The organism is Streptomyces sp. NPDC058051 (genome assembly GCF_042885475.1).
GTDB lineage: Bacteria > Actinomycetota > Actinomycetes > Streptomycetales > Streptomycetaceae > Streptomyces.
This window is the reverse complement of record NZ_JBHVRW010000008.1, coordinates 200,429-226,242: the sequence shown is the minus strand read 5'-3', so window position 1 is coordinate 226,242 and position 25,814 is coordinate 200,429. Positions and strand designations below refer to the sequence as shown.

At 70.6% G+C, this 25,814-nt stretch carries 23 protein-coding genes and 1 pseudogene; 8 read left to right on the top strand and 16 right to left on the bottom strand.

Translation table 11 applies throughout. The annotated features are described in order from the left end of the window. Positions 1-200: 200 nt before the first annotated feature. Positions 201-728, top strand: a complete 528-nt coding sequence (locus ACFVUT_RS16145) for a DoxX family protein (RefSeq protein ID WP_389649967.1) — start codon at positions 201-203, stop codon at positions 726-728. Positions 729-848: 120 nt separating this feature from the next. Here the strand turns inward: ACFVUT_RS16145 and ACFVUT_RS16140 are convergent, their stop codons facing one another. The 7 genes from ACFVUT_RS16140 to ACFVUT_RS16110 form a co-directional block, all read right to left on the bottom strand. Next, positions 849-2,456: an MDR family MFS transporter gene (locus ACFVUT_RS16140; RefSeq protein WP_389649970.1), complete on the bottom strand. Its 1,608-nt coding sequence runs from the start codon at positions 2,454-2,456 to the stop codon at positions 849-851. 57 nt (positions 2,457-2,513) lie between these two features. Next, the gene (locus tag ACFVUT_RS16135) at positions 2,514-3,119 is read right to left on the bottom strand and encodes a TetR family transcriptional regulator (protein ID WP_389649972.1); all 606 of its coding nucleotides are present in this window, start codon (positions 3,117-3,119) and stop codon (positions 2,514-2,516) included. A 226-nt stretch (positions 3,120-3,345) separates the two neighbouring features. Beyond that, a complete protein-coding gene (locus ACFVUT_RS16130) occupies positions 3,346-4,890 on the bottom strand; it encodes a helix-turn-helix domain-containing protein (RefSeq protein WP_389649975.1) in 1,545 nt (514 codons plus the stop codon). Continuing rightward, complete coding sequence (locus tag ACFVUT_RS16125) at positions 4,887-6,056, bottom strand: DUF917 family protein (RefSeq protein ID WP_389649978.1); 1,170 nt, start codon at positions 6,054-6,056, stop codon at positions 4,887-4,889. Before ACFVUT_RS16125 ends, ACFVUT_RS16130 begins: the two co-directional genes overlap by 4 nt. Before the next feature lie 44 nt (positions 6,057-6,100). Continuing rightward, positions 6,101-7,165 (bottom strand): DUF917 domain-containing protein, encoded by a 1,065-nt coding sequence (locus ACFVUT_RS16120; RefSeq protein WP_389649981.1) that lies wholly within the window; start codon positions 7,163-7,165, stop codon positions 6,101-6,103. Then, positions 7,158-8,720 (bottom strand): hydantoinase/oxoprolinase N-terminal domain-containing protein, encoded by a 1,563-nt coding sequence (locus tag ACFVUT_RS16115; protein ID WP_389649984.1) that lies wholly within the window; start codon positions 8,718-8,720, stop codon positions 7,158-7,160. Before ACFVUT_RS16115 ends, ACFVUT_RS16120 begins: the two co-directional genes overlap by 8 nt. A gap of 288 nt (positions 8,721-9,008) precedes the next feature. After that, complete coding sequence (locus ACFVUT_RS16110) at positions 9,009-10,355, bottom strand: purine-cytosine permease family protein (RefSeq protein WP_389649987.1); 1,347 nt, start codon at positions 10,353-10,355, stop codon at positions 9,009-9,011. 259 nt (positions 10,356-10,614) lie between these two features. Here ACFVUT_RS16110 and ACFVUT_RS16105 point away from each other — a divergent pair, with 259 nt between their 5' ends. Together ACFVUT_RS16105 and ACFVUT_RS16100 are read left to right on the top strand one after the other, a co-directional pair. Then, positions 10,615-11,334 carry an aspartate/glutamate racemase family protein gene (locus ACFVUT_RS16105; RefSeq protein WP_389649989.1) on the top strand — a complete coding sequence of 240 codons (720 nt, stop codon included), beginning with the start codon at positions 10,615-10,617 and terminating at the stop codon, positions 11,332-11,334. Between the two features lie 161 nt (positions 11,335-11,495). Next, positions 11,496-12,719: a cysteine desulfurase-like protein gene (locus ACFVUT_RS16100; protein WP_389649992.1), complete on the top strand. Its 1,224-nt coding sequence runs from the start codon at positions 11,496-11,498 to the stop codon at positions 12,717-12,719. 182 nt (positions 12,720-12,901) lie between these two features. Here the strand turns inward: ACFVUT_RS16100 and ACFVUT_RS16095 are convergent, their stop codons facing one another. Further along, on the bottom strand, positions 12,902-13,276 hold the full coding sequence (locus ACFVUT_RS16095; RefSeq protein ID WP_389650439.1) for a helix-turn-helix transcriptional regulator: 375 nt from the start codon (positions 13,274-13,276) through the stop codon (positions 12,902-12,904). 479 nt (positions 13,277-13,755) lie between these two features. On the opposite strand from ACFVUT_RS16095, the gene ACFVUT_RS16090 reads away from it, so the two are divergent. Next, on the top strand, positions 13,756-16,149 hold the full coding sequence (locus tag ACFVUT_RS16090; RefSeq protein ID WP_389649995.1) for an ATP-binding cassette domain-containing protein: 2,394 nt from the start codon (positions 13,756-13,758) through the stop codon (positions 16,147-16,149). 30 nt (positions 16,150-16,179) lie between these two features. Here the strand turns inward: ACFVUT_RS16090 and ACFVUT_RS16085 are convergent, their stop codons facing one another. The 3 genes from ACFVUT_RS16085 to ACFVUT_RS16075 form a co-directional block, all read right to left on the bottom strand. After that, positions 16,180-17,637, bottom strand: coding sequence for a ricin-type beta-trefoil lectin domain protein (locus tag ACFVUT_RS16085; protein ID WP_389649998.1), 1,458 nt, complete (start codon positions 17,635-17,637; stop codon positions 16,180-16,182). 169 nt (positions 17,638-17,806) lie between these two features. Next, positions 17,807-18,514, bottom strand: a complete 708-nt coding sequence (locus ACFVUT_RS16080; protein ID WP_389650001.1) for a B3/4 domain-containing protein — start codon at positions 18,512-18,514, stop codon at positions 17,807-17,809. 70 nt (positions 18,515-18,584) lie between these two features. Continuing rightward, the gene (locus ACFVUT_RS16075; protein WP_389650003.1) at positions 18,585-19,421 is read right to left on the bottom strand and encodes an EamA family transporter; all 837 of its coding nucleotides are present in this window, start codon (positions 19,419-19,421) and stop codon (positions 18,585-18,587) included. A gap of 118 nt (positions 19,422-19,539) precedes the next feature. Here ACFVUT_RS16075 and ACFVUT_RS16070 point away from each other — a divergent pair, with 118 nt between their 5' ends. Further along, positions 19,540-20,124 (top strand): helix-turn-helix domain-containing protein, encoded by a 585-nt coding sequence (locus tag ACFVUT_RS16070; RefSeq protein WP_389650006.1) that lies wholly within the window; start codon positions 19,540-19,542, stop codon positions 20,122-20,124. Between the two features lie 81 nt (positions 20,125-20,205). Here the strand turns inward: ACFVUT_RS16070 and ACFVUT_RS16065 are convergent, their stop codons facing one another. From ACFVUT_RS16065 to ACFVUT_RS16055, 3 genes and pseudogenes are all read right to left on the bottom strand, one after another. Continuing rightward, on the bottom strand, positions 20,206-20,934 hold the full coding sequence (locus tag ACFVUT_RS16065; RefSeq protein ID WP_389650009.1) for an SDR family oxidoreductase: 729 nt from the start codon (positions 20,932-20,934) through the stop codon (positions 20,206-20,208). Between the two features lie 389 nt (positions 20,935-21,323). Beyond that, positions 21,324-21,527 (bottom strand): histone-like nucleoid-structuring protein Lsr2, encoded by a 204-nt coding sequence (locus ACFVUT_RS16060; RefSeq protein ID WP_389650442.1) that lies wholly within the window; start codon positions 21,525-21,527, stop codon positions 21,324-21,326. Between the two features lie 15 nt (positions 21,528-21,542). Continuing rightward, positions 21,543-22,016: pseudogene (locus ACFVUT_RS16055) on the bottom strand (SMI1/KNR4 family protein); the annotation flags it as partial. A gap of 391 nt (positions 22,017-22,407) precedes the next feature. Between ACFVUT_RS16055 and ACFVUT_RS16050 the strand changes: the two are divergent. Together ACFVUT_RS16050 and ACFVUT_RS16045 are read left to right on the top strand one after the other, a co-directional pair. Next, positions 22,408-23,142: a translation initiation factor IF-2 gene (locus tag ACFVUT_RS16050; RefSeq protein ID WP_389650012.1), complete on the top strand. Its 735-nt coding sequence runs from the start codon at positions 22,408-22,410 to the stop codon at positions 23,140-23,142. Between the two features lie 320 nt (positions 23,143-23,462). Then, positions 23,463-24,212, top strand: coding sequence for an SDR family oxidoreductase (locus ACFVUT_RS16045; protein WP_389650445.1), 750 nt, complete (start codon positions 23,463-23,465; stop codon positions 24,210-24,212). A 238-nt stretch (positions 24,213-24,450) separates the two neighbouring features. Here ACFVUT_RS16045 and ACFVUT_RS16040 read toward each other — a convergent pair whose 3' ends face one another. Continuing rightward, on the bottom strand, positions 24,451-24,606 hold the full coding sequence (locus tag ACFVUT_RS16040; protein ID WP_389650015.1) for a DUF6131 family protein: 156 nt from the start codon (positions 24,604-24,606) through the stop codon (positions 24,451-24,453). A gap of 312 nt (positions 24,607-24,918) precedes the next feature. Between ACFVUT_RS16040 and ACFVUT_RS16035 the strand changes: the two genes are divergently transcribed. Further along, entirely contained in the window at positions 24,919-25,092 is a 174-nt protein-coding gene (locus ACFVUT_RS16035; protein WP_389650018.1) for a CsbD family protein, read from the top strand. 272 nt (positions 25,093-25,364) lie between these two features. On the opposite strand, the gene ACFVUT_RS16030 is transcribed toward ACFVUT_RS16035, so the two are convergent. Beyond that, positions 25,365-25,715 carry a DoxX family protein gene (locus ACFVUT_RS16030; RefSeq protein ID WP_389650021.1) on the bottom strand — a complete coding sequence of 117 codons (351 nt, stop codon included), beginning with the start codon at positions 25,713-25,715 and terminating at the stop codon, positions 25,365-25,367. Positions 25,716-25,814: the final 99 nt, after the last annotated feature.

The following is a 25,814-nucleotide window of genomic DNA, read 5'->3' as shown; positions in this document are numbered from 1 at the left end:
GTAGACCACCGGAACACCTTTGTGCAACAAGTTGCATAAAGGTGCCCGTCGCGGAGCGGTGAGGGCGGCCGTCCCCCGGACGGCGTAACAGCGCAACACGTCGGTGCCCCGGACGGCGGACAGTGGAACGGCGGCGCCCGTCCGTCATGGCGAGGGCGGGGCGCCGAACCCGTTGACCCCGAAATGCTGCGGAGGCTCCCATGGCCTGCCTCGACCGACGTGACCTCGGTCTGCTCGTCCTGCGCGTCGGCACCGGCGCGGTTCTGGCCGCGCACGGCACCCAGAAGCTGGCCGGCTGGTTCGGCGGCGGAGGCATCGAAGGGACCACCGCCGCGATGGAGGCCATGGGCTTCCACCCGCCCAAGCACAGCGCGGTCGCCGCGGGGCTCGGTGAGGCGGGCGGCGGCGCGCTCCTGGCTCTCGGCCTCGCCACCCCGGCGGCAGGTGCGGCCGCGGCCGGCGCGATGGCGGGCGCCGTGGCCGTCCACGCACCCGCCGGATTCTTCGCACAGGGCGGTGGCTACGAGTACCCGGCGTTCCTCGGCTTCACCGCCGCGGTGATCGGACTGATCGGCCCGGGCCGGTACTCCCTCGACCACGCCACCCGGCACGTCCTCAACCAGCCGTGGACGGTCGCCCTCGCCTTCGCGGGCAGCGCCGTCGCGGCGGCGGCCGTCGTCGGCAGGCGCGCCAAGGGCCGGGCCGCGGTCGACCCCGACGCGACCTGACCGCCCGGCGCACCACTCCCAACAGGCCCGTTCGGCAGGCCCGCCCCGTAGGACAGGGACCGGGCGGCACCCCCAGGGAGGGAGCCGCCCGGCCCCGGCAGGCGGACTGCGCGGAGCGGCTCAGTGCGTCGCGGCAGCCGACGCCTTCGCCGCGGCGGCGTTCTCCTCCGCGAGGCGCTCCATGCCGCTCAGCGTCTTGAGCGGCTTCTCCTTGATGAACAGCACCGCGATCAGGGCGAGGAACGCGAAGGGGGCTCCGATCAGGAAGACATCCGCGGTCGCGACGCCGTACGCGTGCTCGACCACCTGCCGGGCCGGTTCGGGAAGGGTCGAGAGGTCGGGGACGCTGTGCCCGGCCCCTCCGTTGTCCGATGCTCCGCCGAAGCCCTTCTCCAGCTCGCTCGCCACCCGGTGGCTGAGTACGGCACCCAGCGCGCTCGTGCCGATCGCACCACCGAGGCTGCGGAAGAACGACAGCACCGAGGTGGCCGCGCCCAGCTCCGACGCGGGCACGTCGTTCTGCGCCGCCAGCACCAGGTTCTGCATCAGCATGCCGACGCCGACACCGAGCACCACCATGTAGACGCTGAGCAGTCCGAACGAGGAGTCCGCGCTGATCGTGGACAGCAGTCCCATGCCCGCGGTCATGATGATGCCGCCCGCGATCAGGAAGCCCTTCCACTTGCCCCGGGCGGAGATGATCTGCCCCGCGATGGTGGTGGAGAGCATCAGACCGAGGATCATCGGCAGGCTCATCAGGCCCGCGGCCGTCGGGGACTTGCCGAGCGAGATCTGGAAGTACTGGGAGAGGAACACCGTGCCGCCGAACATGGCCACACCGACCAGCAGGCTCGCCACTGTCGTCAGCGCCACCGTGCGGTTGCGGAAGATGTCCAGCGGGATGATCGGTTCCTGGACCCTGGACTCGACCAGGACCGCGGTGGCCAGCAGGACCACACCGGCGGTGACGAGGGCGGCGGTCTGCCACGACGCCCAGTCGAACCGGTTGCCCGCGAGGGTCACCCACAGCAGCAGTGCGCTGACCCCGCTCATGATGAGCACGGCGCCGAGGTAGTCGATCTTCACCGCTCTACGGACCGTAGGCAGCTTCAGGGTCAGCTGGAGCAGCACGATCGCGAGCAGGGCGAAGGGCACACCGATGAAGAAGCACCAGCGCCACCCCAGCCAGGAGGTGTCGACGAGCACGCCGCCGATCAGCGGTCCCGCGACGGTGCCGACGGCGAAGACGGCACCGAAGATGCCGGAGTAGCGGCCCAGTTCACGCGGCGGAATGATCGCCGCCATCACGACCTGGGCGAGCGCGGTGAGACCACCGGCGCCGATGCCCTGCACCACGCGGCTCACGATGAGCAGGCCGACACTGTGCGAGAAGCCGGCGACGAGCGAGCCGACGATGAACATCGAGAGGGAAAGCTGGATGAGCAGCTTCTTGTCGTAGAGGTCGGACAGCTTGCCCCAGATCGGGACGGTCGCTGTCATCGCCAGAAGCTCGGCGGTGACCACCCAGGTGTACGAGGACTGGCTGCCGTGCAGGTCGGCGATGATCTTCGGCAGGGCGTTCGAAACCACCGTGGAGGCCAGGATGGCCACGAACATGCCGGCCATCAGGCCGGACATGGCCTGAAGTACGTGACGACGCGTCATGGGCGGTGGGGCCCCGTCGGGCGCACCGGAAGCAGCGGACTCGGGTATGACGGCAGCGGACATCTGCTGACGTTCCTCATTCTTTGGTGACAGGCCCCCGAGGGGGGCTTCGGATGTGCTTCAGCCGCTCAGGCCGTCGGCCAGCGAGGCGAACGCCTCGCGATAGATGCTCCGGAACGTACGAGTACGGCCGGATGCCACCCAGAGTTCGACGGCGGCGCGCACGGCCGCGGTCGTCACGTGCGCGAGAAGGCGGGGGTGGAGATCGGAGTCGGGATCCTGACCGAGGCGCTCGGCCACAACGGCGACCAGCGCGCGTTCGTCCGCGCCCTGCGCGGCCAGGAACCCCGGCAGCAGCGACGGGCTCTTCCTGAGCGCGGCCGTCTGGAGCTCCCAGCGTTCGTGATCCTCCTCGATATGGGCGAGTTCCTGGCCGATCGCCTCACGCAGCGCCTGGAGTGCCGTGCACTCCTCCGGCGCGTTGAGTACGGCCCGGCGGATCCGCTCGGCGTTGTCCTGGTCGGGTCGGGTGATCGCGTCTTCCAGGCACGGAAAGTAGTTGAAGAAAGTGCGCACAGAGACGCCGACCGTGTCGGTGACCGCTTCCACGGTCACGTGTTCGATCCCGCGGTCCGCGGCCATGCGCAGTGCCGCGTCCGCCAAGGCGTCACGCGTCGCACGCTTCTTGCGTTCGCGCAGCCCGAGAGGCATGTCATCGGCACTCATGAACGTGCATGTTATGTAATTTTGCGCTGTGTGCAAAATCCTTTCGGCTCCTGCCGGTACGGCGGGCTCACCCCCCCGCACGGTCGCGGGCCGCCCCGGGAACGAGCACCCGTCCCCGGTGTCCCGGACCAGGAGCACGAGCCGGGAAACCTCCCGGCAGCCTGCCCGCGCGGCGGGCGTCACCGGCCCGGCACCCGGGCGGGATCCGGACCTGCGGCACAGGCCGTCAGGGCTGAGGATCCAGCGTGCGGCAGGCCATCTGGAGCGCGAGCCGGCGGCTGGGATCGTCCAGATCCACTCCCAGACGGTCACGGGCCTGCCGCAGCCGGGTCGCGACCGTGTTGCGGTGCAGACCCAGGACCCGGGCCGTGGCCGCCGAGGAGCCGCCGTTCTCCAGGAAGACGCGCAGCGTCGTCAGCAGGTGGGCATGCTCGGCCCCGCGCAACGGGGCGAGCGCGGTCTCCGCGAAGGCCCGGGTGATGTCGGACTGCTGCCAGGCGGCGAGCAGCCGGCTGACGCCCAGCTCATCCGTGTGCTCCACCGCCGGCCGGAACTCCCGGGCGCGCGCGAGGTGGGCGGCGTTGCGGGCTTCGGCAAGAGTGTCCGCGAGGCCGCCCGGACCCTGGTGCGGCCATCCGATGCCCGCCACCGGACGCCACTGCTCGGGCAGTCCGGCCAGCACCAGACGCAGCACCCGCAGCAGGCGACGCGCCTCGTCGGGGGCGGGTTCACGGGTACTGCTCGTCCAGGCGGCCCAGCCGCCGTCCCGTTCGGCGACCACCTGGACGGGGACGCCGTACCGGGCCAGCGCCGCACTCACCTGCTCGGGCACCACCCCCGGACGATCGAAGGCGTTCTGGTTGTCGCAGCGCAGATGGAAACCCACGTGCCAGTCCTCCAGCCGCCAACCGAGCGAAAGGGCACGCTCCACGGCGTCCCTGCTGACGGAGGCGCGACCGGTGGTGACCTCGTCCAGCAGCCGTTCGCGCAGCACGGCGTCGTGGTCGGCCCGGGTGCGTTCGCCCGCCAGCCAGGAACGGACGAAGGGCTCCAGCACGGCCAGGCCCAGAGCGACCGTGCCCGCGCGGTTCTGGTCGGCCCGTTCGAAAGCCCACACCAGCCAGGCGGCGGCGGTCGGGCCGCTCCCCTCGCGGGGTGCCGCCGGCCCCGTGTGCACGGGATGCGCCAGCAACCGGTCGGTGCGCTGCGGCACGGCGATTTCGGTCCGCACCTCCCGCAGCGGCACCGTGTCACCGAGAATGGCGCTTCCCTCCGCGGTGACCAGACTGATCCGGGCGTCCAGCACCCGGCAGGCGACGGCCAGCAGCTCGGCGCCGTCCGTACGGGCGCTCAGCTGTTTCACCAGCGTCTCCACCGTGCGGGCCCTGAGCACCTCATGGGCACGGATACGCAGGGTGAGTTCGACGACCAGCGTGAACGGGTCCTCGGTCACCAGCCACAGCACCGGGATCTCCAGGCGGTCGGCCAGCCTGATGGTGGAGAGCAGCGGTCGGGCGTCCGCCGACGTGACGCACAGCGCCGCCGCACCGGCCTCCTGGGCGCGGCGTACGAGCGCGTCCAGCCGGTAGGCGGGAGCGGTCTGCTCGGCATCGCACACCACGAGATGCCCCGTCACTTCGGCCGGCGCACCCCCGCGGTAGACGGTGACGTCGGTGACCAGACGTTCCAGACCCGCGTGACCGGCGAGCGTCCGGGCGCCGCGCAGCAGCGGGTCGGCCAGCAGATCGGCCACCGTGACGGGCGCCGTCATCGGGGTCTCCTCTCGACGGAGGGCGCGGGCGCAGCCGGTCCGTCCACGGCATCGCGGCCCGCGGCGGCGGACGAGGCGCCGTCCACCGCACCGCCCGGCCGGGCCGGCTCCGGATCCAGGCCGAAGGCGGCGGGACCGACCAGGGCAGCAGCCTCCGGCGGCCAGTCGTACAGCGCGGGCAACCGCAGCAGCATCAAGGTCTGCCCCGCCCGCACCTGATCGGTACGCAGCGGCCGGTGGCCGCTCGGGTCGACGGCGGCGATGATGTCCGGGCTGCTCACCCGGGTCACCCCGTCGACCGTCACCGCCAGGTACTCGTCGAGCAGATCCACCCGCACCACGGCGCCGGTCCGCCGGTCGGTGAGGGTCATCGAACCGGGGGTCTGACCGTGCCGCGGGACGATCTCCTCGATGCGGCCGAGGGCCAGCAGTTCGCCGCCCAGCCCGGCGGCGAGTTCCTCCGGTGCGGCGCCGGCCGAGGCGAGGAAGCGTTCGCCCAGGTCGAGGCAGGCACTGAGCGAACCGGTCACACCGACCTCCGCCAGACGGACGGCCGTCACCGGGTGGAGCGCCAGCGCCGCGGCACCCCCCAGGGCGAGGACATTGGCCCGCACCAGCGGCTCCGCCAACCGCGGGGTGCAGTCCGGGACAACGACGGTGTCCCCGGCCGGACCGACCAGTGCGAAGGGCTGCGGGTGAAGGCCGTGCAGCCCGGCCACGGTCTGGTCGATGCGGGGGAAGGCCCGGCCCATCAGATCGCCGTCCACCAGGGGCAGCCGCAGCCTGCCGGCGGCCAGGACCGGGATCAGCGCGTTCAGGCCACCGACCTCGATCACCCCCACCGCACCGGCCGGCGCACCCGCCGCATCGGCCACCGCGTGCACGGCGCGGGCGAAGTCGCCCGGCTCGACCAGGCGCTCCGAGAGCACGTCCGGCGCCCCGACCAGCCCCACGTGCACCACCAGGGTTCCGGCCGGAAGCCGGGCCGCCGCCACCAGCGGGACCGGCGCACCGGCCAGCTGCCCGCGCAGCAGCAGTGCCCCGGTGGCGACCTCGCCCCCGCCGCCCGAGCCCAGCAACGTGGCTCCGGCGGCGAGGGCGGGCACCCGGGCCTCCGACAGGACGGCTTGTCCTGTCCCGGCGGGCGAAGGGGCGTCGGCGGTCACCTCTCGATCATCACACCACTTCGGCGCAGACCGGAACGTTCGGCTCACACCGGAACGTAGGTGTGCTCGTAGCCGAAGTAGGCCGGTCCCGCCAGCGCCAGACCCTCGGGGCTCCGCCAGCGGGGATCGCAGGGCACACCCAGGACGCTGACCCGCAGGCCGTAGCGGAGCGTCTCGGTGGTGACCGGCTCACCGGTGTCCGTGTCCAGCACACAGATCAGGTCGGGGACACTGACCACGACCTCACCGTCACGGGTCGCGACGAGGTTCTCGTTCTGGAAGGACAGCTCAAGCACCGAGCCGGTGTCCTCGCCCAGCCCGGCCAGCACGGCATGGCCCCGGGCGAAGCCGCCCCGGGTGGTGCGCTGCACATCGCTGATCTTCCCGCTGAACACCCGGCGCCCGCCGAGAACCCCGGTGGCCGCCCCGACGGGATCGCTGTGGCCCTCACGGGCCTCGCGGATGGCCCGGCCCACCTTCTCGCACAGCGAGAGAGTGCCGGGGACCATGAACTCCTTGACCTGACGTCCGGTCAGTACGTACAGGCTGACCGCCGCGCTGCACCCCATCTCGATGGTCGCCGCACGGGCCAGGCGCTCGGCCCAGGCGTTGTCGTCGGTACGCAGAGTGACCGCGTTCCCGCGCTCGTCGGCTATGGCCATCGGGGACGCCTGGATCCCGCCGAGTGTCGGCAGCAGCATCTGCAGCTCCGGGAAGGCACGGCCCATGCCGTCGGCGTCGATGAGCGGCACCCCTGCCTCGGCCGCGGCCACGAACGGGGTCATCGAGTTGAGCCCGCCGGCCTCCAGGGAAACCGTGTGGGTGGCCTCGCGCCCGATGAGCTCCTCGATCGCACGCAGCGCCCGCAACACCTCGTCGCCCGAGGGCAGCTTCTCCAGCATGACGGTCGGCGCGCCCATGAACGCGGTGGGAATCACCACGGCGTCGTCGTCGATCTCGTCGACGTCCAGCAGCGTCACCGGGCCGTGCTGGGCCAGTGCCTGCTGGGCGAGCAGCCGTCCGACGAACGGATCGCCACCGCCACCGGTCCCCAGAACGGCCGCGCCCCGCGCCAGGTCGGGCAGGTTCTCGGCAGTGATCTCACGCATCGTGGCCTCCCAGGCTCAGCTCTCCGACGGCCTTGACCCGGACACGCGTCGCGTTGCCCGGCAGATAGGCCAGCGGTACTTCTTCGACATCGACGATCTCGACCGATCCCGGCCGGGCGCCTGCGGCGACCGCGCGGTCCATCGCCTCCTGGCGGGCCTCGTCCAGCACCGCGTCGCGCTGCTGCGGTACGACCGAGTAGACCCGGTCCACCTCACCGCCCACCTGGGCGATCGCCGCGCCGATGGCGTTGGCCACCGCGAAGTGCTCCGGACGCACCACCTGGGAGGCACCCGCCAGATTCTCCGGCACCAGGATGCTGCCGCCGCCGACGGCGACGACCGGCACCGGGTCGGCGGAGACCCGCATCCGGTCCACGACCTCCGCCAGCCGGCTGTCGATCACGTCGAGTGCCGACGCGACGTCCGCGCGGCTGAGGTGGGAGAGCAGTGAGGAGTCGCCCACGTCCGCGCGCCCGCCGGCCACCGCGATGTCGGTGGCCGTCAGCCGGGTTCCGCCGAAGACGAGTGCTTCGTCGGTGAGCCGGTAGCCGACGCTGGCCGGGCCGACTCCGACGCCGGAGGCCGTGTGCAGTACGTGGCTGCCGCCGCCGATGCCGATGGACAGCACGTCGGGCATGCGGAAGTTGGTCTGCACCCCGGCGACGCTGACGTCGGTGGACGCCTCGCGCGGGAAGCCGTTCTGCAGGATGCCCACATCGCTGGTGGTGCCGCCGATGTCGAGCACCGCGCAGGAGGGCAGCTTGGACAGGAAGGCCGCGCCGCGCATCGAGTTGGTCGGACCCGAGGCGAAGGTGGCCACCGGGTACCGGCGCGCGTAGTCGATGTCCATCAACGTGCCGTCGTTCTGGCTGAGGAACACCGGAGCGGTGATGCCGGCCTCGGCGACGGTACGGCTCAGCCCGGTCGCCACGAGGTCGGCCAGGTCGCGCAGCGCCGCGTTGATGACGGTCGCGTTCTCGCGGCCGAGCAGGCCCATCCGGCCGATCTCGTGCGAGAGGCTGACCGGGGCGCCGGGCAACTGCTCGGCGATGATCTGCGCGGCCCGTGTCTCGAATTCCGCGTTGACCGGCGAGAACACCGAGGACAACGCGAAGGAGGTGGCGCCCGACTCCACGGCCCTGTCCAGGACGGCGCGGAACTCCGCCTCGTCGAACGCGGCGATCGGGCTGCCGTCGTACTCGTGGCCGCCGTGGCACAGGTAGCTGTGGCCGCCGACCGCCGCCACCAGCCGCGCGGGCCAGTCGACCAGCGGCGGCAGGGCACGGGTGGCCGGCAGGCCGAAGCGGATGGCGGCCGTCTGTGCCAGACGCTCACCCTCAACCAGTGCGTTGATGAAGTGGGTGGTGCCGATCATCACCGCGTCGATCGCGGCCGGCTCGAAGCCCGCCGCCTGGCGCAGGTCGCGGATGGCGGCGACGATGCCGCCGGTCACGTCCGCCGTGGTGGACGCCTTGACGGCGCCCAGCACCTGGTCGCCGTCGATCAGGACCGCATCCGTGTTGGTGCCGCCCACGTCGATGCCCAGTCGGAGCATGGAGTGTCCTTTCTCATTTCTGACGGCCTGTCGGCCGGTGGCCCGCCGAGGCGCTCGCCGGACCCGGAGGGGTCGTGCGGCGCGCCCGGGCGGGGCCCGTTCGCCTCCGTGAAGGCGTCCAGCAGTCGTGTGGCCGAGCGGCCGGCCGGGGCGGGGCCCCGTGCCCGGCCGGCCGCACCGGCTTCCGGCGGATGTGCGTACCGCAGTTGCCCTGACGAATTGTCAGTGCCTGCCGCCGTCCGGGTCACCGGGACGGCGGCGGCGCGGTCCGCGCGGGTACGCCCGGCCTCAGGCGGGCTGGGTCTCGGCGGTCGGAGCGGCATCGTTCCCTTCGGTGCAGGTGGGGGAGGTGCCGACGGCGCGCACCAGTCCGAGCCTGGCCGCCGCGATGTAGAGCACCAGCGCGACGACCACCGAATTGATGGACGGCAGGCCCCAGTCGACGTACTTGCCCACGAGTGCCGCGACCAGCCAGACGACTATGCCCGCAGGTACCCAGGTGGGCGCGCTCGCCGGGAGCACCCCCTCGTTCCGGGTGTTGTCCAGGGACGCGCGCCAGGTCCGGGCCACGAAGTACTCCGCGACCATGATCCCGGCGATCGGCGGGAACAGGACGCCCAGCAGATTCAGGAAGCCCGTCAGGTTGTCGAGGATGCCGGTGGCGCCCAGCACCGACCCGGCGACACCGACGACGAGGGTGGCGACACCGCGGTTGACCCGCTTGCCGAAGACCTGGTCGATGAAGTTGACCACGCCCAGGGAGGCCGCGTAGAGGTTCCAGTCGTTGATCTTGATCGTGGCGGCGATGATGATCAGCGTCCCGATGAAGCCGGAGGTCGAGGTCACGATGGCGATGACGTCGTTGGTCCGCAGCGCCAGCGCGAGGAGCACGCCGATCAGGCCGATGACGTACTCGCCGACGGTGATGCCGATGACGGTCTGCTTGACGACATCCGCCGAGCTGCGGTTGAACCGGCTCATGTCCGGGGTGATCACCGCACCGACGATGAACCCGCCCGCCACGATGGTGGTGCCGGCCAGCAGGGACAACGGCGGACCGGCCGGCTGCGCGGTCGTCAGCGACCCCAGGTCGTGCTTGGACAGCTCGACCACGATCGACCAGCCGGCCATGAGCAGGAAGGCCGGCACGGTGATGTAGGCGATCCAGGCCATCGAACCGATGCCGTACATCACCACACCCGTGATGATCAGGCCGCACACCAGGGCCCAGGCCCAGGCGGGCAGTCCGCCGACCAGGTTCACCAGACCGTCCGCGGACACCGCGTTCTGGATGCCGAACCAGCCGAGCGCGCTGACGCTGATGGCCAGACCGATCAGCGATGCGCCCATCGAACCGAATCCCGTCCAGCGGGCGAGGAGCGAGGTGGAGAGCCCTTCGCGCTGGCCCGCGATACCGGTGAAGATGGTCACGACTTCCAGGACCACCGCACCGAGGGTGATCGCGAGTACGGCGTTCCAGAAAGTCATACCGAAGCCGAGGGTGGCACCGATGAGAAAACTGGCCAGGGAGCTGAGCTGGCCGAACCTCTGGGTGGCCACCGAGAACCAGTGGTAGCGCGCTGCGTCGGGAACGCGGCCGAGGGCGTGATCGTCTTGTGCTGCGGAGGACGCCATGGGGACTCCGAGACGTTGGAGGGAGAGGTTCCGGCGAGGCTAGAACTCCTGACCCACCGCGTCATCGTGCATCGTGCACCGTCATCGACGGCGGACAGGGCGCAGTGCACAGGAGTCTGATTCAGCCATCGGATCCCACTCGGCGCTGACGGGGCACACCGCACTGTCCGTCGGCCGGCACAGGGCAGATGGCACCTTGTGCCGGGATTACGGCCCCCGCAGCCTGAAGCCCACGCCGTCCCCTTCACCTGGAGGTGCTGTGAAGCTCACCATCGTGATCCCCGTCATCAGCGACGCGTTCACCGAGGAGGTCCGCAAGGAGGTCGCCGGCTGGGTCTCGCCCGGCACCGAGATCGACGTGCGTCGTATCGCCCGAGGCACCGCCTCCATCGAATCCGAGTACGACGAGGCCCTGGCCGCCCCCGGAATCCTGGACGCGGTCCGCGCGGCGGCCGAGGACGGCGCCGACGCCGTGTTCATCAGCTGCTTCGGCGACCCGGGGGTGCACGCCGCCCGCGAGATCGTGGACATCCCGGTCGTCGGAGGCTTCGAGCCCGCCGTGCTGACGTCGCTGGCACTCGGCGAGAAGGCGGGCGTGATCACCGTCCTGCCCAACGTGCTGCCCATGCTGCACAGCCTGGTGCGCCGTTACGGGCTCACCGAGCGGCTCGGCCCGATCCGCGTGGTGGACATCCCGGTCCTGGACCTCACCGACCCGGAGCGACTGGTGGACCGACTGGCCGAACAGGCCCGCGCGGCGGTGGACGAGCGCGAGGCCGATGTGATCGTGCTCGGCTGCACCGGCATGATCGGTGTGGCCCGGGCCCTCCAGGAGCGGTTGGCGCAGGACGGTCCGTTCGTCCCGGTGGTCGACCCCACCGGCGCGGCCGTCACCTGGTTGGAGTCCCAGGTGCGGCTCGGGGTGCGGCCCAGCCGCACCACCTACATGACCCCGCCCGCGAAGGACCGCAACATCTGACGCTCCTCTCCGGGGGGTGGTGGCCGCGGCCACCACTCCCCGTCGCCGGTCTCCCGCCCGATTCCCGACGCCCGCACCCGGGAGCCCCGTGCGGGGCAGGGCTCCCGGCCCGTACGGTGGCGGCCACATCGTCCTCTCGTTCTCTCGTTCCAGGAGTACGCATGACCTTCGACGTCGGCGCCGTCCGCGCCCGGATTCCCGCGCTGAAGTCGGGCTCCGCCCGGTTCGACGCCCCCGGCGGCACGCAGACTCCGCAACCGGTGATCGACGCCATCGCCGAGGCACTCGCGAATCCGCTCGCCAACCGGGGTCTCACCACCGAGGGCGAGCGCAACGCGGAAGCGGTCGTGACGGGCGCCCGCAGCGCGATGGCGGACCTGCTGGGCGCCGATCCGCGGGGCATCGTGTTCGGCCGCAGCTCCACCCAACTCGCCTACGACCTGTCGCGCACCCTGGCGAAGAGCTGGGGACCGGGTGACGAGGTGGTCGTCAGCCGACTCGACCACGACTCCGACATCCGTCCCTGGATCCAGGCGGCCGAGGCCGTGGGCGCCACGGTCCGATGGGCCGACTTCGACCCGGCGACCGGCGAGTTGACGGTCGACGGCATCGCCGCCGTGCTGTCCGCGCGTACCCGCCTCGTCGCCGTCACCGCGGCGTCCAACCTCATCGGCACCCGCCCCGACATCCCTGCCATGGCCGGCCTGGTGCACCGTGCCGGGGCCCTGCTGCACGTGGACGCGGTGCATTACGCCTCGCACGCCGTCGTCGACCTGCCCGGCCTCGGCGCCGACTTCCTGGTCTGCTCGCCGTACAAATTCCTCGGCCCGCATCTGGGCGTGCTGGCGAGCCGCCCCGAACTGCTGGAGACGCTGCGGCCGGACAAACTGCTGCCGTCCTCCGACGCCGTTCCCGAGCGCTTCGAGCTGGGTACGCTGCCTTACGAACTGCTGGCCGGAACCCGGGCCGCGGTGGACTTCCTGGCCGGGCTGGCCCCCGGCACCGAGGGCACCCGGCGGGAACGGCTGATCGCCGCCTTCGCGGCCATCGAGACCCACGAAGACGCCCTGCGTGCCCGTATCGAGCAGGGTCTGGCCGGCCTCGAAGGCGTCACCGTGCACTCCAGGGCCGCCCACCGCACCCCCACGCTGCTGCTGACCTTCGCGGACCACAGCGCCGCCGCGGTTTCGCGCTACCTGGCCGAGCGGGGAGTCGACGCTCCCGCCGGTTCCTTCTACGCGCTGGAGGCGTCCCGGAGGCTCGGACTGGGCGACGAGGGAGGGCTGCGGATCGGCCTGGCCCCCTACACCGACGACACGGACGTCGACCGGCTGCTGGACGCGCTGGCCGGCTTCCTCGGCACCGCACCCGTGACGACCGGCTGACGCGGCCGCACCGCGGGCAGCGCGCGACGCCCGGGCGCCCCGGGGACTGGTCCATCGGTTCCCGCCCACCTCGCCGCCCGCACCACCTCGCCGCCCGCACCACCTCGCCGCCCGCGGCGCTGATGCGCCCGAAGGCGCCCCTGCTGTCGTCGTGCGCCCGTCAGGGAGTACGACGACAGCCCTCAGGGCCGAGCCGCGCGGTCCGCCGCGCCGTTCCCGACCGGCCGCGTGTGGATCTTGGCCATGCACGCCGGGATGGCGGCGCCGTCGTCGTGGCGCCGGGCACGGTAGCTGCTCGGGGTCTCGCCGACCAGCTCGGTGAAGCGCGAGCTGAACGATCCCAGTGACGTACAGCCGACCGCGAAACAGACCTCGGTCACCGTCAGGTCACCGCGTCGCAGCAGTGCCTTGGCCCGCTCGATGCGGCGGGTCATCAGGTAGCTGTAGGGCGTCTCACCGAAAGCGGTGCGGAAGCTACGGGAGAAATGACCCGGCGACATCAGGGCGTCACGCGCCAGCGCCGGGACGTCGAGCGCCTCGGCGTAGTCGCGGTCCATCCGGTCGCGGGCCCGCCGCAGCCGCACGAGGTCGTCGAGGTCCTGCCGTTTCACCCGGTCAGTTTCCCACAGCACCCGAGGCCGGTGCGGAGTCCCGGGCACGCCGCATGGACGGCCGCGCCGGGCACACGTCGACCGGTCACCACGGCCGCCGGTTCCGGCCCGAAACAGGCACCGCAACCGATCAGGAATCGAGAAGCGCCGGTCATCCCGCTCCAGCTAGCGTGACCGCCATGAACGTCACCCTGTGTCGCGCCTTCCTCCCGTGTGACCACCCGGACGCCTCCCTGGCATCCTTCTGAGACCCCTGTCGGGCCCGACCCCGCCTTGGCAGGCACCACTGATGCGGCAGACAGCGGCCGGTGCCGCGACCGCGGTGACGAAGAACAAGCCAGACGTACTGTGCGAACCGTTCGGATCGAGCCGGGCGAGGCCGACGGAGGCCGCGAAGGCGGTCCCGCCCAACAGATGGAGAGACGATGAGCAAGGCCACGAAGACGGACCCGCAGCCGCCCGAGCCGCACGTCGCTGACAGCCACGATCTGATCCGCGTGCACGGAGCACGCGAGAACAATCTCAAGGACGTCAGTATCGAGATCCCGAAGCGCAGGCTGACGGTGTTCACCGGGGTCTCCGGCTCGGGCAAGAGTTCGTTGGTGTTCAACACCATCGCCGCGGAGTCGCAGCGGCTGATCAACGAGACCTACAGCGCCTTCGTGCAGGGCTTCATGCCGACACTGGCCCGGCCCGAGGTCGACGTGCTCGAAGGGCTGACGACCGCGATCATCGTCGACCAGCAGCGCATGGGCGCCGACCCCCGCTCCACGGTCGGCACCGTGACCGACGCCAACGCGATGCTGCGCATCCTCTTCAGCCGGCTCGGTACACCCCACATCGGTCCGCCCAGCGCCTACTCCTTCAACGTCGCCTCGGTCCGCGCGAGCGGAGCGATCACGGTCGAGCGCGGTACCAAGAAGACGGTGAAGGCGACCTTCAACCGCACCGGCGGCATGTGTGTCCACTGCGACGGCCGGGGCACCGTGTCGGACATCGACCTCACCCAGCTCTACGACGACTCCAAGTCGCTCGCCGAGGGTGCGTTCACCATCCCCGGCTGGAAGTCCGACAGCTTCTGGACCGTGCGCGTGTACGCCGAGTCGGGACTCCTCGACCCGAACAAGCCGATCCGCGAGTTCACCAAGAAGGAGATGCAGGACTTCCTCCAGCGGGAGCCGACCAAGGTGAAGGTCGAGGGCGTCAACCTCACCTACGAGGGACTGATCCCCAAGATCCAGAAGTCGTTCCTGTCGAAGGACAAGGAGGCGATGCAGCCGCACATCCGCGCATTCGTTGAGCGGGCGGTCACCTTCACCACCTGCCCCGAGTGCGACGGCACCCGGCTCAGCGAGGAAGCCCGGTCATCGAAGATCAAGAACATCAACATCGCGGACGCCTGCGCGATGCAGATCAGCGACCTGGCCGCATGGGTCCGCGGCCTGGACGAGCCGTCGGTGGCGCCGCTGCTCACCGCGGTGCAGCACACCCTCGACTCGTTCGTGGAGATCGGACTCGGCTACCTCGCGCTCGACCGGCCCTCGGGCACGCTGTCGGGCGGCGAGGCGCAGCGCGTCAAGATGATCCGTCACCTCGGCTCCTCGCTGACCGACACCACCTATGTCTTCGACGAGCCCACCGCGGGCCTGCACCCCCATGACATCCAGCGGATGAACGATCTGCTGCTGCTGCGGCTGCGGGACAAGGGCAACACGGTGCTCGTCGTGGAACACAAGCCGGAGACGATCGCGATCGCCGACCATGTCGTCGACCTCGGCCCCGGCGCGGGCACGGCGGGCGGCGCCGTCTGCTTCGAGGGGACCGTCGAGGGGCTGCGGGCCGGCGGCACCCTCACCGGCCGCCATCTCGACGACCGGGCCGCCGTCAAGGAGACGGTACGCAAGCCCACCGGCGCGCTGGAGATCCGCGGCGCGACGGCGAACAATCTGCGTGACGTCGACGTGGACATACCGCTCGGGGTGCTCGCCGTCGTCACCGGCGTCGCCGGTTCCGGCAAGAGCTCACTCGTGCACGGATCGATCCCCACAGGCGAGGGTGTGGTGTCGATCGACCAGAGCCCGATCCGCGGTTCGCGACGCAGCAATCCGGCGACGTACACCGGACTGCTCGACCCGATCCGCAAGGCGTTCGCGAAGGCCAACGGCGTGAAGCCGGCACTGTTCAGCGCCAACTCCGAGGGCGCCTGTCCCACTTGCAACGGCGCGGGCGTCATCTACACCGACCTGGCGGTGATGGCCGGAGTCGCCAGCACCTGCGAGGAGTGCGAGGGCAAGCGGTACCAGGCGTCGGTCCTCGACTACCACCTCGGAGGCCGCGACATCAGCGAGGTGCTGGCGATGTCCGTGACCGAGGCCGCGGAGTTCTTCGGCACCGGCGAGGCGCAGACACCCGCCGCGCACCGCGTCCTCGGCCGGCTCGCCGACGTCGGGCTCGGCTACCTCAGCCTGGGCCAGCCGCTCACCACCCTGTCCGGCGGCGAGCGGCAGCGGCTCAAGCTGGCCACTCACATGTCCGAGAAGGGCGGCACCTACGTCCTCGACGAGCCGACCACCGGCCTGCACCTCGCCGACGTCGAGCAGTTGCTCGGCCTGCTCGACCGGCTGGTCGACTCCGGCAAGTCGGTCATCGTCGTCGAGCACCACCAGGCGGTCATGGCGCACGCCGACTGGATCATCGACCTCGGCCCCGGTGCCGGACACGACGGCGGCAAGGTCGTCTTCGAGGGCACCCCCGCCGACCTCGTCGCAGCCCGCTCCACACTCACCGGCGAGCACCTCGCGGACTACGTCGGCGCCTGACCGAGGGCCTCGCGGACTACCGCGGACCCGTCACTCGCCCCACTCCCAGTACTGTTCGGGCCGGACCGGTCCCGAGCAGTCGGAAAGGGTCAGCCGGGGGCTGGGGCGGTCCCGGTCGTCCCAACGGGCGGGGAGTTCACGATCGTCCTGGTACAGGCAGCGGTGCCCGCTGTCCTCGATTCGCCATGCCGTGCGTTTCCACGTCGGGCTCCGCCACGGCACGCGGGTCCACTTCTGGCTAGGACCGTCCCCGTGGCAGGGTTCGAGCCCGACCTCCTGGCCGATGGCCGTGAGACAGGAGTCCGGCTCGTGCCGCAGCCCGATCGTGCCGTTGTGCCTCATCGCCCATTGCTGTGCGGCCGATCCGTCACATCTGTGGATACGGACCTTCCGGCCCGCAGACGAACCCTCGGCCGCGTCGAGGCACTGGGCCGGATCCCTACCGGTGGCGTACGTCGTCCGGCCGATGTCCCCGAGGACCTCGCCGGGCCGGGGCGTCCGATGAACCTGGGTGTACTGCCGATGGACCCACAGGTCCCAGTCCTTGTGCAGCGGGCCGCGATAGGGCGGGACATTCGCGCACCGCCCGGTGGCACGACACGTTCGTTTCGCGATGTACCAACGCGCCACGTCGGTCTTCTCGGCCGCCTGTCCGGGCGTGAGGTTCACCTTCAACGTCGACATCGTGTACGCGAGGTACGACGTCACGGGAACCCCGAGGGCGTAGCCCGTCCACCTGAAGTACCGGGCCGCGATGCCGTGGTCACTGTGGTCGACGCCACCGCCGAGACCGAACGCGAACGACGCGTTGTCGTAGTCCATGGTCAGGAGACGTTCCGCACGGCTGCTCCGGACCAGGGCGGAGAGCACACCGAGCAGACGTTCTTCGCTGTAGCTCACGCCGCCCAGGAACCCGTTGACGCTCCGCTTGCTGCCGTCGAACAGCTTGAGCACGCTGTCGGCTTCCTGGCCCCGCGGAAGCCCGTCGTGCAGGTCGAGGAAAGTCAGCCGGACGGCTGCGCCCGAGGCTCGGCCGGCAAGCAGGAACGACCGCACCCGGACGCCGTCGGCCTGCAGGTCGGACTGCTTCCACACGTCGGCCGCGTCCGCCATGACGGCATAGGCCGACCGCACCCCGTACTCCCTGCGGTCCACGTACTCCAGCGCCTTCAGACGGACCTTCAGGGCATCGTCGCCCGCGGTCAGGTAGACGATGTCGACAGGGCACCTCGCCCGGATGGTCCGCGTGATCTCCGGGTTGAAGAAGAACAGGTCGTCGTCGGGGTGCGCCACACCCACCAGGGTGCGACGGCATCGGGGCGGGTCCTGGTACGAGGTGGCCGCCGCGCCGGAGTCGGGGGACGGGCCCGGCTCGGCGGAGCAGGCGGAGCCCAGCAGGGCGCAGAGTGCGATGACCGCCGTCAGCGCACGGTACGGACGCCGCGGGCGACGACGGTGCCCGCTGCTCCCCGACATCCTCCCGCCCATCCGTGGCCTCCTCGAACCCGCGCCGTGTGCTCCTCAAACGAAGGATCGCGGTACGGCGGGCGTGCGACAACCGACTCGCCGCACCGGACACCCGGTCGGCGCTCGGTCCGGCGCCCAGGAACAGGAACTGGATACCCGGTCGGCGTTCGGCCCCGGAGCCTCGCACGCTTCACATGGTGGCCTGGGGCTGCAGCGGGCCGAGGCAGTAGAGGGCGGTCTGTTCGGCGTGCGGGATGAGCAGGCCCTGCAACTCGTGCGCTGCGGCCTTGAGGAGGTCGCCGTCGCGGTCGGCGTGCAGAGTTTCGAGAACGAAGGCGACATGGGCGGAATCCTCGGTGACGCGGGTGCGGTGGGCGTCGCGGTGGTTCCAGTGCCGGGTCAGGACGCCGGTGGTGTCCGCGTAGACGATCTCGCCGGGCCTGGGGTTCTCGACGGTGTCGGGTTCGCCGAGCGGGGTGAAGGACTCGGTGCCGTCCGCGTGGCGGATGTCGACGTCGCCGGTGATCCGGTCCACGTCGAAGGCGCCGGCGGGCAGTCCGTGTCGTACGGAGACGGAGTTGTAGGAGTCGACGGCCGGGTTGATGCGCGGCAGGGAGCCCTTCTTCGCCAGGCGGCGGCCGAGCGCGTCGACGCTGGGGCGGATGCGGCGGGGGTTGGTGCCGAAGGAGCGGTAGGCGGTGTGCCATGCCTCGATACGGGGGTCGGTCTCGTCGGCGGGGTGCCAGGTGCCGTCGGCGAGCTGCTGCTCCAGTTCCTCGACGGTGGCGGCGGTATCGGGCCACGGTTCGTGGCCGCGCAGGCCGGTGGCGGTGACCAGGGCGATGAGCGTGTCGGGGAAGGCTTCTGCGACGGCGGGGGAGATGCGGAAGGCGGGCATGAGCGGGGTTTCCGTTTCGTGGGTTCGTGCGCGGGCGGCGTGACGGGTCAGGGCTTCCAGGGGGCGGGGCTCAGGTGAGGGCGAGGAGGCTGACGGCGATGGCAGCGGTGCCCAGGCCCACGAGCTGTCCGCGGTGGACACGTTCGGCGAGGACGCCGCGGGCGAGCAGCACGGTCCCGGCCGGGTAGAGGGCGGTGATCACGGCGACGACGGCGAGATCCCCGCTGCGGGCGGCGAGCAGGAACATCAGGTTCGCCACTGAATCCAGCACACCGGCGGCTGCCGACATCGCGTAGGCCGGCCGCTCGGAGCCCAGGGTGCGGAACATCACCCCGGCCGCGGCCAGAGTGACGGCCGAGGAGACCGCCCGGCCCACGATCAGCGGGGCCACGCCGCTGCCGGACGGCGCCTGGTGCAGGAAGACCAGCTGAAGGGCGATGGCGGCGCCCGCGCCGGAAGCCAGCAGCAGAGCGGTACGAGCGGGACGCGCCGACCCGGCCCCCTGTCCGGCGCTGACCAGCACCACCGCCACCAGCGTGAGCGGCAGTCCGACCAGTCCGGCGGCGCCCAGGTGCTCGCCCTGCAGCAGGCCCACCCCGACGGGCAGCGTGGCGGACACCAGCGCGGTCACGGGCGAGAGCACGTTCATCGGACCGATCGCCAAGGTCCGGTAGAGCAGGGTGAACGCGACGGCCGAGGCGACTCCGGATGCGGCGCCCCAGCCAAGAGCGCCGGCACTGAACGAGGCACCGAGCACCGGCCACAGCAGCAGTTCGACCGCGAGAGAGGCCGGGGCCGCGATCATCACCGTGCGCAGCACATGCGCCTTGCGGGCTCCCAGCCCGCCGAGGAAGTCGGCGCACCCGTAGGCGAGCGAACTGCCCAGGGCCAGCAGCAGAGCGATCACGGTGCATCCCTTACTATGTCAATGGAACGACTAAACCGTACAACGGATCGACCGGGTTGTGTCAACCAAACGACCGGACGGTGCATTGCAGCGGTCCCCACGCGAGGATGGTGATCGGATGGCCGAGACAGAGGCAGCCTTGCGGACGCTCGCACGCAACGTCAGGGCGGCCCGCACGCGCGCCGGCCTGTCCCTGGACGAACTCGGCCGACGCGCACAGGTGAGCAAGGGTGCCCTGGTGGGGCTGGAGAAAGCCCAGGGCAACCCGAACTTCGCCACCCTGGTCCGGTTGGCCGACACCCTCGGTGTCTCGGTCTCCGCCCTGTTGGAGGGCCCGGCCGAAGGCCGTGTCCGCGTCATGAGCGCCGATGCCGTGGCGCCGCTGTGGACCGGAGCGCAGGGCAGTGAGGCCCGGCTCATGCTGACGACCTCGGGCCCGGCCCCGGTCGAGGTCTGGCGCTGGCGGCTGGAACCGGGCGAGGAGTACCCCAGCCACCCCCACCAGGCCGGAGTCGTCGAAACCGTCAGCGTCACCTCAGGCCGGATGACCCTGATCGTCGACGGCACGGAACACCCCGTCGACGCCGGGCAGACCGCCACCTTCGACGGCGACCTCCCCCACACCTACCGCGGGTCCGGCACCGCCACCTGCCACCTGATCATGACCGTCCACCTGCCGCCCGGCCCCGCCTCCGCGACCTGACCCCTCCGGAGTCCGCCGCAGAACGGAGTCCGCCGCAGAACGGAGTCCGCCGAAGAGCGGATTCCCTCGAAGGGCGGATTTTCAGACCTGTTCGAAATGGAACGCCTTGATGAAGCAGTCACGGGGCTGAGCGACTGCGAAGAGGATGCAGTCCACGAGCGACTGTGCTGTGAGGGCGTCCTTGGGCTCGCGCGGGGTGGTCTCCCACTCCTCGGAGAGCGGGTCGGCGTTGTCGAAGTCAGGCGGGTACAGCGAAATCACCCGGACTCCTTGGGGGCGTAGGCGCTTGGAGAGGATCTCGGTGAACCCCGCTTGTGCGCTCTTGGCTGCGTAGAAGGCGTCGTGGGCGTCCGAGCGGTGATGGCCGGCCGTTCCGCAGGCGGAGACCATCGTCACGACGTCCGGCTTGTCCGAGTTGAGCAGGAGAGGGAGAAAGTTCTTCACGGTCAGGACCGTGCCGGTGGCGCCAGATGCGATGGTGTCGACGACATCGGCATCGGAGGCCGACTGGAGGTCCGGTCCTTCGAGGTAGCGGGAGCCGTTGTTGACCAGGATGTCGACGCGGTCGGTGTGCCGGGCAACGCCGGAAGCGAAGTCGCGGATGGAGGCGGGATCTGTCAGATCGCAGGCAAAGGCGTGGACCCGCTCATGGCCTCGCTCGCGCATCTCGTCGCGGACACGCTCTGCGGCAGCGACACTGCGCGCGGAGAGGAAGACCTCGGCGCCGAGATCCGCGAGCCGGATGGCCAGGGTGCGCCCGAAGCCGCGGCCGGCTGCGGTGATGACGACGCGGTGGTTGTCGAATCTCATGGTGCCACTCCTGATGCGTGGGTCGGTTGTTGCGGTGCAGTGCGGCGGCTGACGTCGGCGGATTAGGTGGCCCAGTCTCCGGCTGTGCCCGCGAGGTCGAACACCACCACTGCACGGCCAGTCGCATGGCGAAGCTGCTGACCGGCCTCGGCCGGCCGCTCGACGGCCCGACCGACGCCCCGACCGACGCCTTGGAGACGGGGCCACCGCTGATCAGCGAACCGTCCCCGCGGCCACCGCGCGCAACCAAGTGGACGCCTGGCGGCCTTCATTGGTCAGCAGGTACGGATCGGCAAAGGTCCAGCCCCCGCCCGAGCGGTCACCGGCTCGGAACGAAAACCGGTGCCGAGGGCAGCCGCCGCGTTGGTCTCAACGGCCCCTCACGGCACTCACAGTGACGCTTCGTACGCCTCGCGGATGGAAGCAGGGATGCGTCCCTTGTCATTGACGAGATAGCCGTTCGCGCGGGCCCATAGCCGTATCGCCTCGCCCTCCGGACCGCGATCGGGCCTACGGCCCCCGGCGGTCTCCCTCGCATCGCCCGAGGAGACCCCTTCCAGATGGTCCGCCACATCCTGAAAGAAGGCGAACAGCGAGGTGAACTCTCCCTCTTCAGGGTCGGATCCCTCGGTCCAGGACCCGATGCTTCCGGTGCGTGTGTTCAGGAACCTGCCGTAGAAGCCGTCGCTCTCCGCGGCGATCGGCACCCACTCGCGGTGCCAGGACGGATAGTCCGGGTCTCCGGACGGTTCCCTCTCCTCCATGCCCATCTTGTGGAGGTAGACATGCTCGATGTCCGTGAGCCCCAGAAGGAGACCGCCGTTGGGAATGACTCCCTCACATCCCAGCGCCACCAGGCACGAGCCTGCATCGGGTTGCCTCCCAGCACCGATGTCGTTCGCCAGGAGCCACTGTCGCATCTCCCGCGGCAACTTCAGGCCCATGCGCTCTTCAGCATCACTGATGGCTTTCGGGCTGCCTGGGTCGCCAAGACCGGCGAAAACGCCGGGAGCATGCTGTTCGAGCCACCTGGTGACCCGGCCCCACGCCGCTCGCACGTCCTTGGCCTCGTGCGTCGGCATTTCGCTCATGCCCGATCTCCGACGGAACGAGCACGCCCGCTCACGTTGCCGACCTCCAGGAACCGCAGAACGGGCCCCAAGGTTCTGACATCGTCCACCGGGAAAGAAGGTGACCGCTGATCATCCATGGGCAGACCGTACGTGGGTGCACTGACATCAACCCCCTCGGGTCTTCATGCCGCTGCGGGCCGACCTGCTGCGCGCGGTGGGCGGCGAGCGAGGCCACGCACTGAGTGGCTGAACTCCATTCACAGGCATGGAATACGCGACACCTCATCATGCGAGCCCGTGCGCCCACGATTGATCGCCGCGCCGGCTGAGTACGATCACCTGTGCCGGTCTGAGTACATGAGTGGTTGCCCGCCGCGCGCGGCGCCGAAAGGGTGGACACATGCGTCGACTGCTGCTGCTCGTCCCGCTGTTGCTGTTCACCGTCGGCTGCGGGGTGCTGCAGTCCTCCGAGGGCGAGGCGACGGACGCGGCACGGGAGGTGGCCAGGAAGGCGGGTGAGCGGCTCCACGGCCAGCGTCCGCGCACGGCGGAGGAGGTCGGGCGCTCTGCCTCGGGCATCGACGGGGTGGAGGTACTGCGGGTGACGGGTACCTCGACACACGACGGGGACGGCGTCGACGTGGTCGTCCGCACGTCCGGCTCGGCGTACAACGGATGGTTCGACCCCGAGGAGGTCACCGTGCAGCGCTGTTTCGCGGTGCGGGTTTCGCCCAAGTCGGAGTGGCGTGAGGATCCCCGTGACGTCGGCTGTCCGGATGGCCTCCCGATGACCTTCGCCCCGCCACCCGAACCGCCCCGGCTGCCGTACGAGGAGCTCCGCGCGAAGCTTCCCCGGGTGCCGAAGGGCGGCCGGGTGAACGAGGCCGAGGTGCGCCGTACGCTTGCCGCCCTGGACCTGCATCCGGCGATCCGTACCGAGGTGAAGGCGGACGGCGGCCGGGTCGGCGTTCTCCTGTCGGTGAAGGGCAACGGCTTCGACGCGCAGGACTGCCTTCTTGCTCGCGTGGCCCCCGGCGCCACTGACGTGTGGGTGCCGCCCCGGATCCAGCGGATGCCCGGAGAGGGCGGCTGCACCGTCGGCAACGCCCTGGACCCGAAACCGTCACCGCACTGAACGGGGTACCTGGCTCCCCGGGCCGCGGGCCCGGGTACCCCCTCAGGATCGAACAGCCGGGGTGATGCGGCGCGACCCCCGCGAAGCGCGCCGGGTCGGACCAGGGCGATCCGTACTGGCTGTGGGACAGCACCACCACGCGACGCTCGGCGGCGCCGGCGTGTGCCGACGCGGCCAGGACGACAACGGCGATGATCGGAGCCAGCACGTCCACAGCATGGGAATGCGCGCGTCCGCTCCTGGATTGAGAGTAAGTGGATCAACAGCGTTCACCGCGCCGATCCGTCCACCCATCAGGAACAATCCAAGGAGTGTGCTGCATGTCGGCACCGTCTGATCGCCCATTGCAGGAAGGTCCGCTCACAGGCCGCACCGTCGTCCTGATCGGTGGAGGTTCGGGCATCGGGTTGCGCGTGGCTCACCAGGCCGTCGCCGCCGGAGCACGCGTGATGCTGGGCGGACGTACGGCAGAGCGTCTTGCAGCGGCGGCACAGGAGGTGGGCAGCGGCACGCGGTGGCAGACCGTCGACGTGACCGATGACGCGTCGCTCGCAGCGTTCTTCGGTGAACTCGACCAGGTGGATCACTTGTTCACCTCTGCGGCGTCCTACCGCGTCGGTGCACTGCGGGAGCTCAATACACAGGACGCCGAAAGCCCCTTCGTTTCCAAGTTCTGGGGTCAGTACCACGCGGTGCGGCACGCGGCGCCGAAGCTGTCGCCCGACGGGTCGGTCGTGCTCATGGCGGGGGCTGCCGGGGCGCGACCGCCCGGCCCGGCCCCCGCCTACGCGGCCTGCAACGCGGCGATCGAGGGACTGGGCCGCGGGCTCGCCGTGGAACTCGCGCCGGTGCGCGTCAATGTCGTCTCGCCCGGCACCATCGACGGAAACCTATGGGCACACCGGCCGGCGCCGGACCGGGAGGCCGCGTTCGCACAGTATCGCCATGACACCGTGCTGCATCGGCTCGGTACCGAGGATGAGGTGGCGCACGCGGTGCTCTTCCTCTTCACCAACGGTTACACGACCGGGTCGACGCTGTACCCCGACGGTGGATACACCCTGCGCTGATGCCGTGACGCACGGCCACGCGCCCGGCGGGGCCGGGTTCACATTTCTCGCGCAGCCGAAGCGGTGGGTGGTCGAGCAGGTCAACGGTATGCCGAGCGTCTTGTGGATGCTGGTGACGCAGACATCGGCGCCCGCATCCATGGCCCAGGAGGGAAGTTCCGGGAGAACCGGCTCTTCGGCAGCCGCTCGCTCCACCCGGTCCTCGGGCATCCCCTCAGGCATGGATGGCCCGGTACTCCTACCAGTAGTGCTTTCGACCGGCGACCGCGTGTCCCATCCCTCCCAGGACCCACAGAATCAGACCCACCACGGCGAGAATGATCCCGATCGTCCACAGGATGGAAATGCCGGTCACGAAACCGACGACAAGCAGGATGACTCCGAGAATGATCACGACACGCTCCGATCTCGTGTGTGTTCCTTTCACTGTGTCTCCCGTGGGACGCCGCGGCAACTGCCGACAGGCCGAGGGCTGACCCATGCCGGGCAGGAGCGGCGGGTCGCCCCGTCGCTCCTGCCCGGCACTGTGCGAGCATCCGGTCGGCGCACCTGAACCCTCCGCCCCGGCGCCGGACGCTCACCGGCTCACCCGGCCCGCGGCCGTTCCTTCCCGTTGCTCGGGAGCGCGACACCTCACCGATTGCGGCCTCGGAGCCATCGACGCAAGGTGGATACGTCAACCCCCACAGTGAAGGACAGAACCGTCATGGGTAAGGCGAAGGCGAAGGCCAAGCAGGTCAAGGGCAAGCTGAAGGAATCCGCCGGCGGTGCCATGCGCGACAAGGACATGGAGGCAAGAGGCCGCGGCGAGCAGCTGACGGGCAAGGCCCAGGAGACCGCGGCAAAGGCGGCTGAGCGGCTGAAGAAGTCCGGACGGTAGGACCTGCATGGCGGCCCGGGCAAGCTACGGGTCGGCCGGCCGCCCACCTCCTACGACACCGATCAGGATGTGGCGGCCGCACGGGCGCCCGACCAGTTCCGCTGGTCGGGCGCTTCGTGTGAGTGGCGGACGTCCGTCGAGGCTCCCGCAGCCACCGGAGTGGAGCGGAGCGCGGCTCGCCCTCGCGCCGCAGAGCAGCGCGAGCTGCCCGCCGTCTGCGGTGGTCGGCTGCGCGGAGGCGCGTTGACGCCGAGCCGGGTGGTGGAGGGCTGTCACAGGGTTGAGGAGCGCAGTGCGATGAGGGCGATGGCGACAGCTGTGAGGACGACTGCCGGGGGTGCTCCCTTGTAGTCACTGGCGCGCAGGTGTGCGGCGACCGCGCCGATGAAGTAGAGCGTCAGACCGATGGCGGCGGCGATGCCGAGGGGCCCCCACCAGAGTCCGACGACGAGGCCGCCGGCGCCGGCTATCTGAGCGACACCCAGGAACGGCAGCACTCCATAGGGCAGGCCAAGGGTGGACATCTGGTCGACAAGCCGCTTCGGGCGGGTGAACTTGGCACCGGCCGAAGCCAGGAGCACCGCCGACATGAGCGCAGCGACGATGGCATAAGTGATGAACATGATGAGACCTCAACTGTTGGACGGGGTCGAGTAGCTGGACCTTCGCTGACCTGGCCGCGCTGTGCTGCGCCGGTCAGGCGTTTTCGTGCAGCAGGGAGC

Coding starts and splice junctions, on each gene's coding strand:
- ACFVUT_RS16115 (WP_389649984.1), bottom strand. CDS start 8,720: ATGCTCCGACTGGGCATCGACGTGGGCGGCACCAACACGGATGCGGTC.
- ACFVUT_RS16085 (WP_389649998.1), bottom strand. CDS start 17,637: ATGGGCGGGAGGATGTCGGGGAGCAGCGGGCACCGTCGTCGCCCGCGG.
- ACFVUT_RS16110 (WP_389649987.1), bottom strand. CDS start 10,355: ATGGCGTCCTCCGCAGCACAAGACGATCACGCCCTCGGCCGCGTTCCC.
- ACFVUT_RS16090 (WP_389649995.1), top strand. CDS start 13,756: ATGAGCAAGGCCACGAAGACGGACCCGCAGCCGCCCGAGCCGCACGTC.
- ACFVUT_RS16080 (WP_389650001.1), bottom strand. CDS start 18,514: ATGCCCGCCTTCCGCATCTCCCCCGCCGTCGCAGAAGCCTTCCCCGAC.
- ACFVUT_RS16045 (WP_389650445.1), top strand. CDS start 23,463: ATGTCGGCACCGTCTGATCGCCCATTGCAGGAAGGTCCGCTCACAGGC.
- ACFVUT_RS16070 (WP_389650006.1), top strand. CDS start 19,540: ATGGCCGAGACAGAGGCAGCCTTGCGGACGCTCGCACGCAACGTCAGG.
- ACFVUT_RS16065 (WP_389650009.1), bottom strand. CDS start 20,934: ATGAGATTCGACAACCACCGCGTCGTCATCACCGCAGCCGGCCGCGGC.
- ACFVUT_RS16050 (WP_389650012.1), top strand. CDS start 22,408: ATGCGTCGACTGCTGCTGCTCGTCCCGCTGTTGCTGTTCACCGTCGGC.
- ACFVUT_RS16130 (WP_389649975.1), bottom strand. CDS start 4,890: ATGACGGCGCCCGTCACGGTGGCCGATCTGCTGGCCGACCCGCTGCTG.
- ACFVUT_RS16145 (WP_389649967.1), top strand. CDS start 201: ATGGCCTGCCTCGACCGACGTGACCTCGGTCTGCTCGTCCTGCGCGTC.
- ACFVUT_RS16095 (WP_389650439.1), bottom strand. CDS start 13,276: ATGGACCGCGACTACGCCGAGGCGCTCGACGTCCCGGCGCTGGCGCGT.
- ACFVUT_RS16030 (WP_389650021.1), bottom strand. CDS start 25,715: ATGTTCATCACTTATGCCATCGTCGCTGCGCTCATGTCGGCGGTGCTC.
- ACFVUT_RS16140 (WP_389649970.1), bottom strand. CDS start 2,456: ATGTCCGCTGCCGTCATACCCGAGTCCGCTGCTTCCGGTGCGCCCGAC.
- ACFVUT_RS16035 (WP_389650018.1), top strand. CDS start 24,919: ATGGGTAAGGCGAAGGCGAAGGCCAAGCAGGTCAAGGGCAAGCTGAAG.
- ACFVUT_RS16135 (WP_389649972.1), bottom strand. CDS start 3,119: ATGAGTGCCGATGACATGCCTCTCGGGCTGCGCGAACGCAAGAAGCGT.
- ACFVUT_RS16100 (WP_389649992.1), top strand. CDS start 11,496: ATGACCTTCGACGTCGGCGCCGTCCGCGCCCGGATTCCCGCGCTGAAG.
- ACFVUT_RS16120 (WP_389649981.1), bottom strand. CDS start 7,165: ATGCGTGAGATCACTGCCGAGAACCTGCCCGACCTGGCGCGGGGCGCG.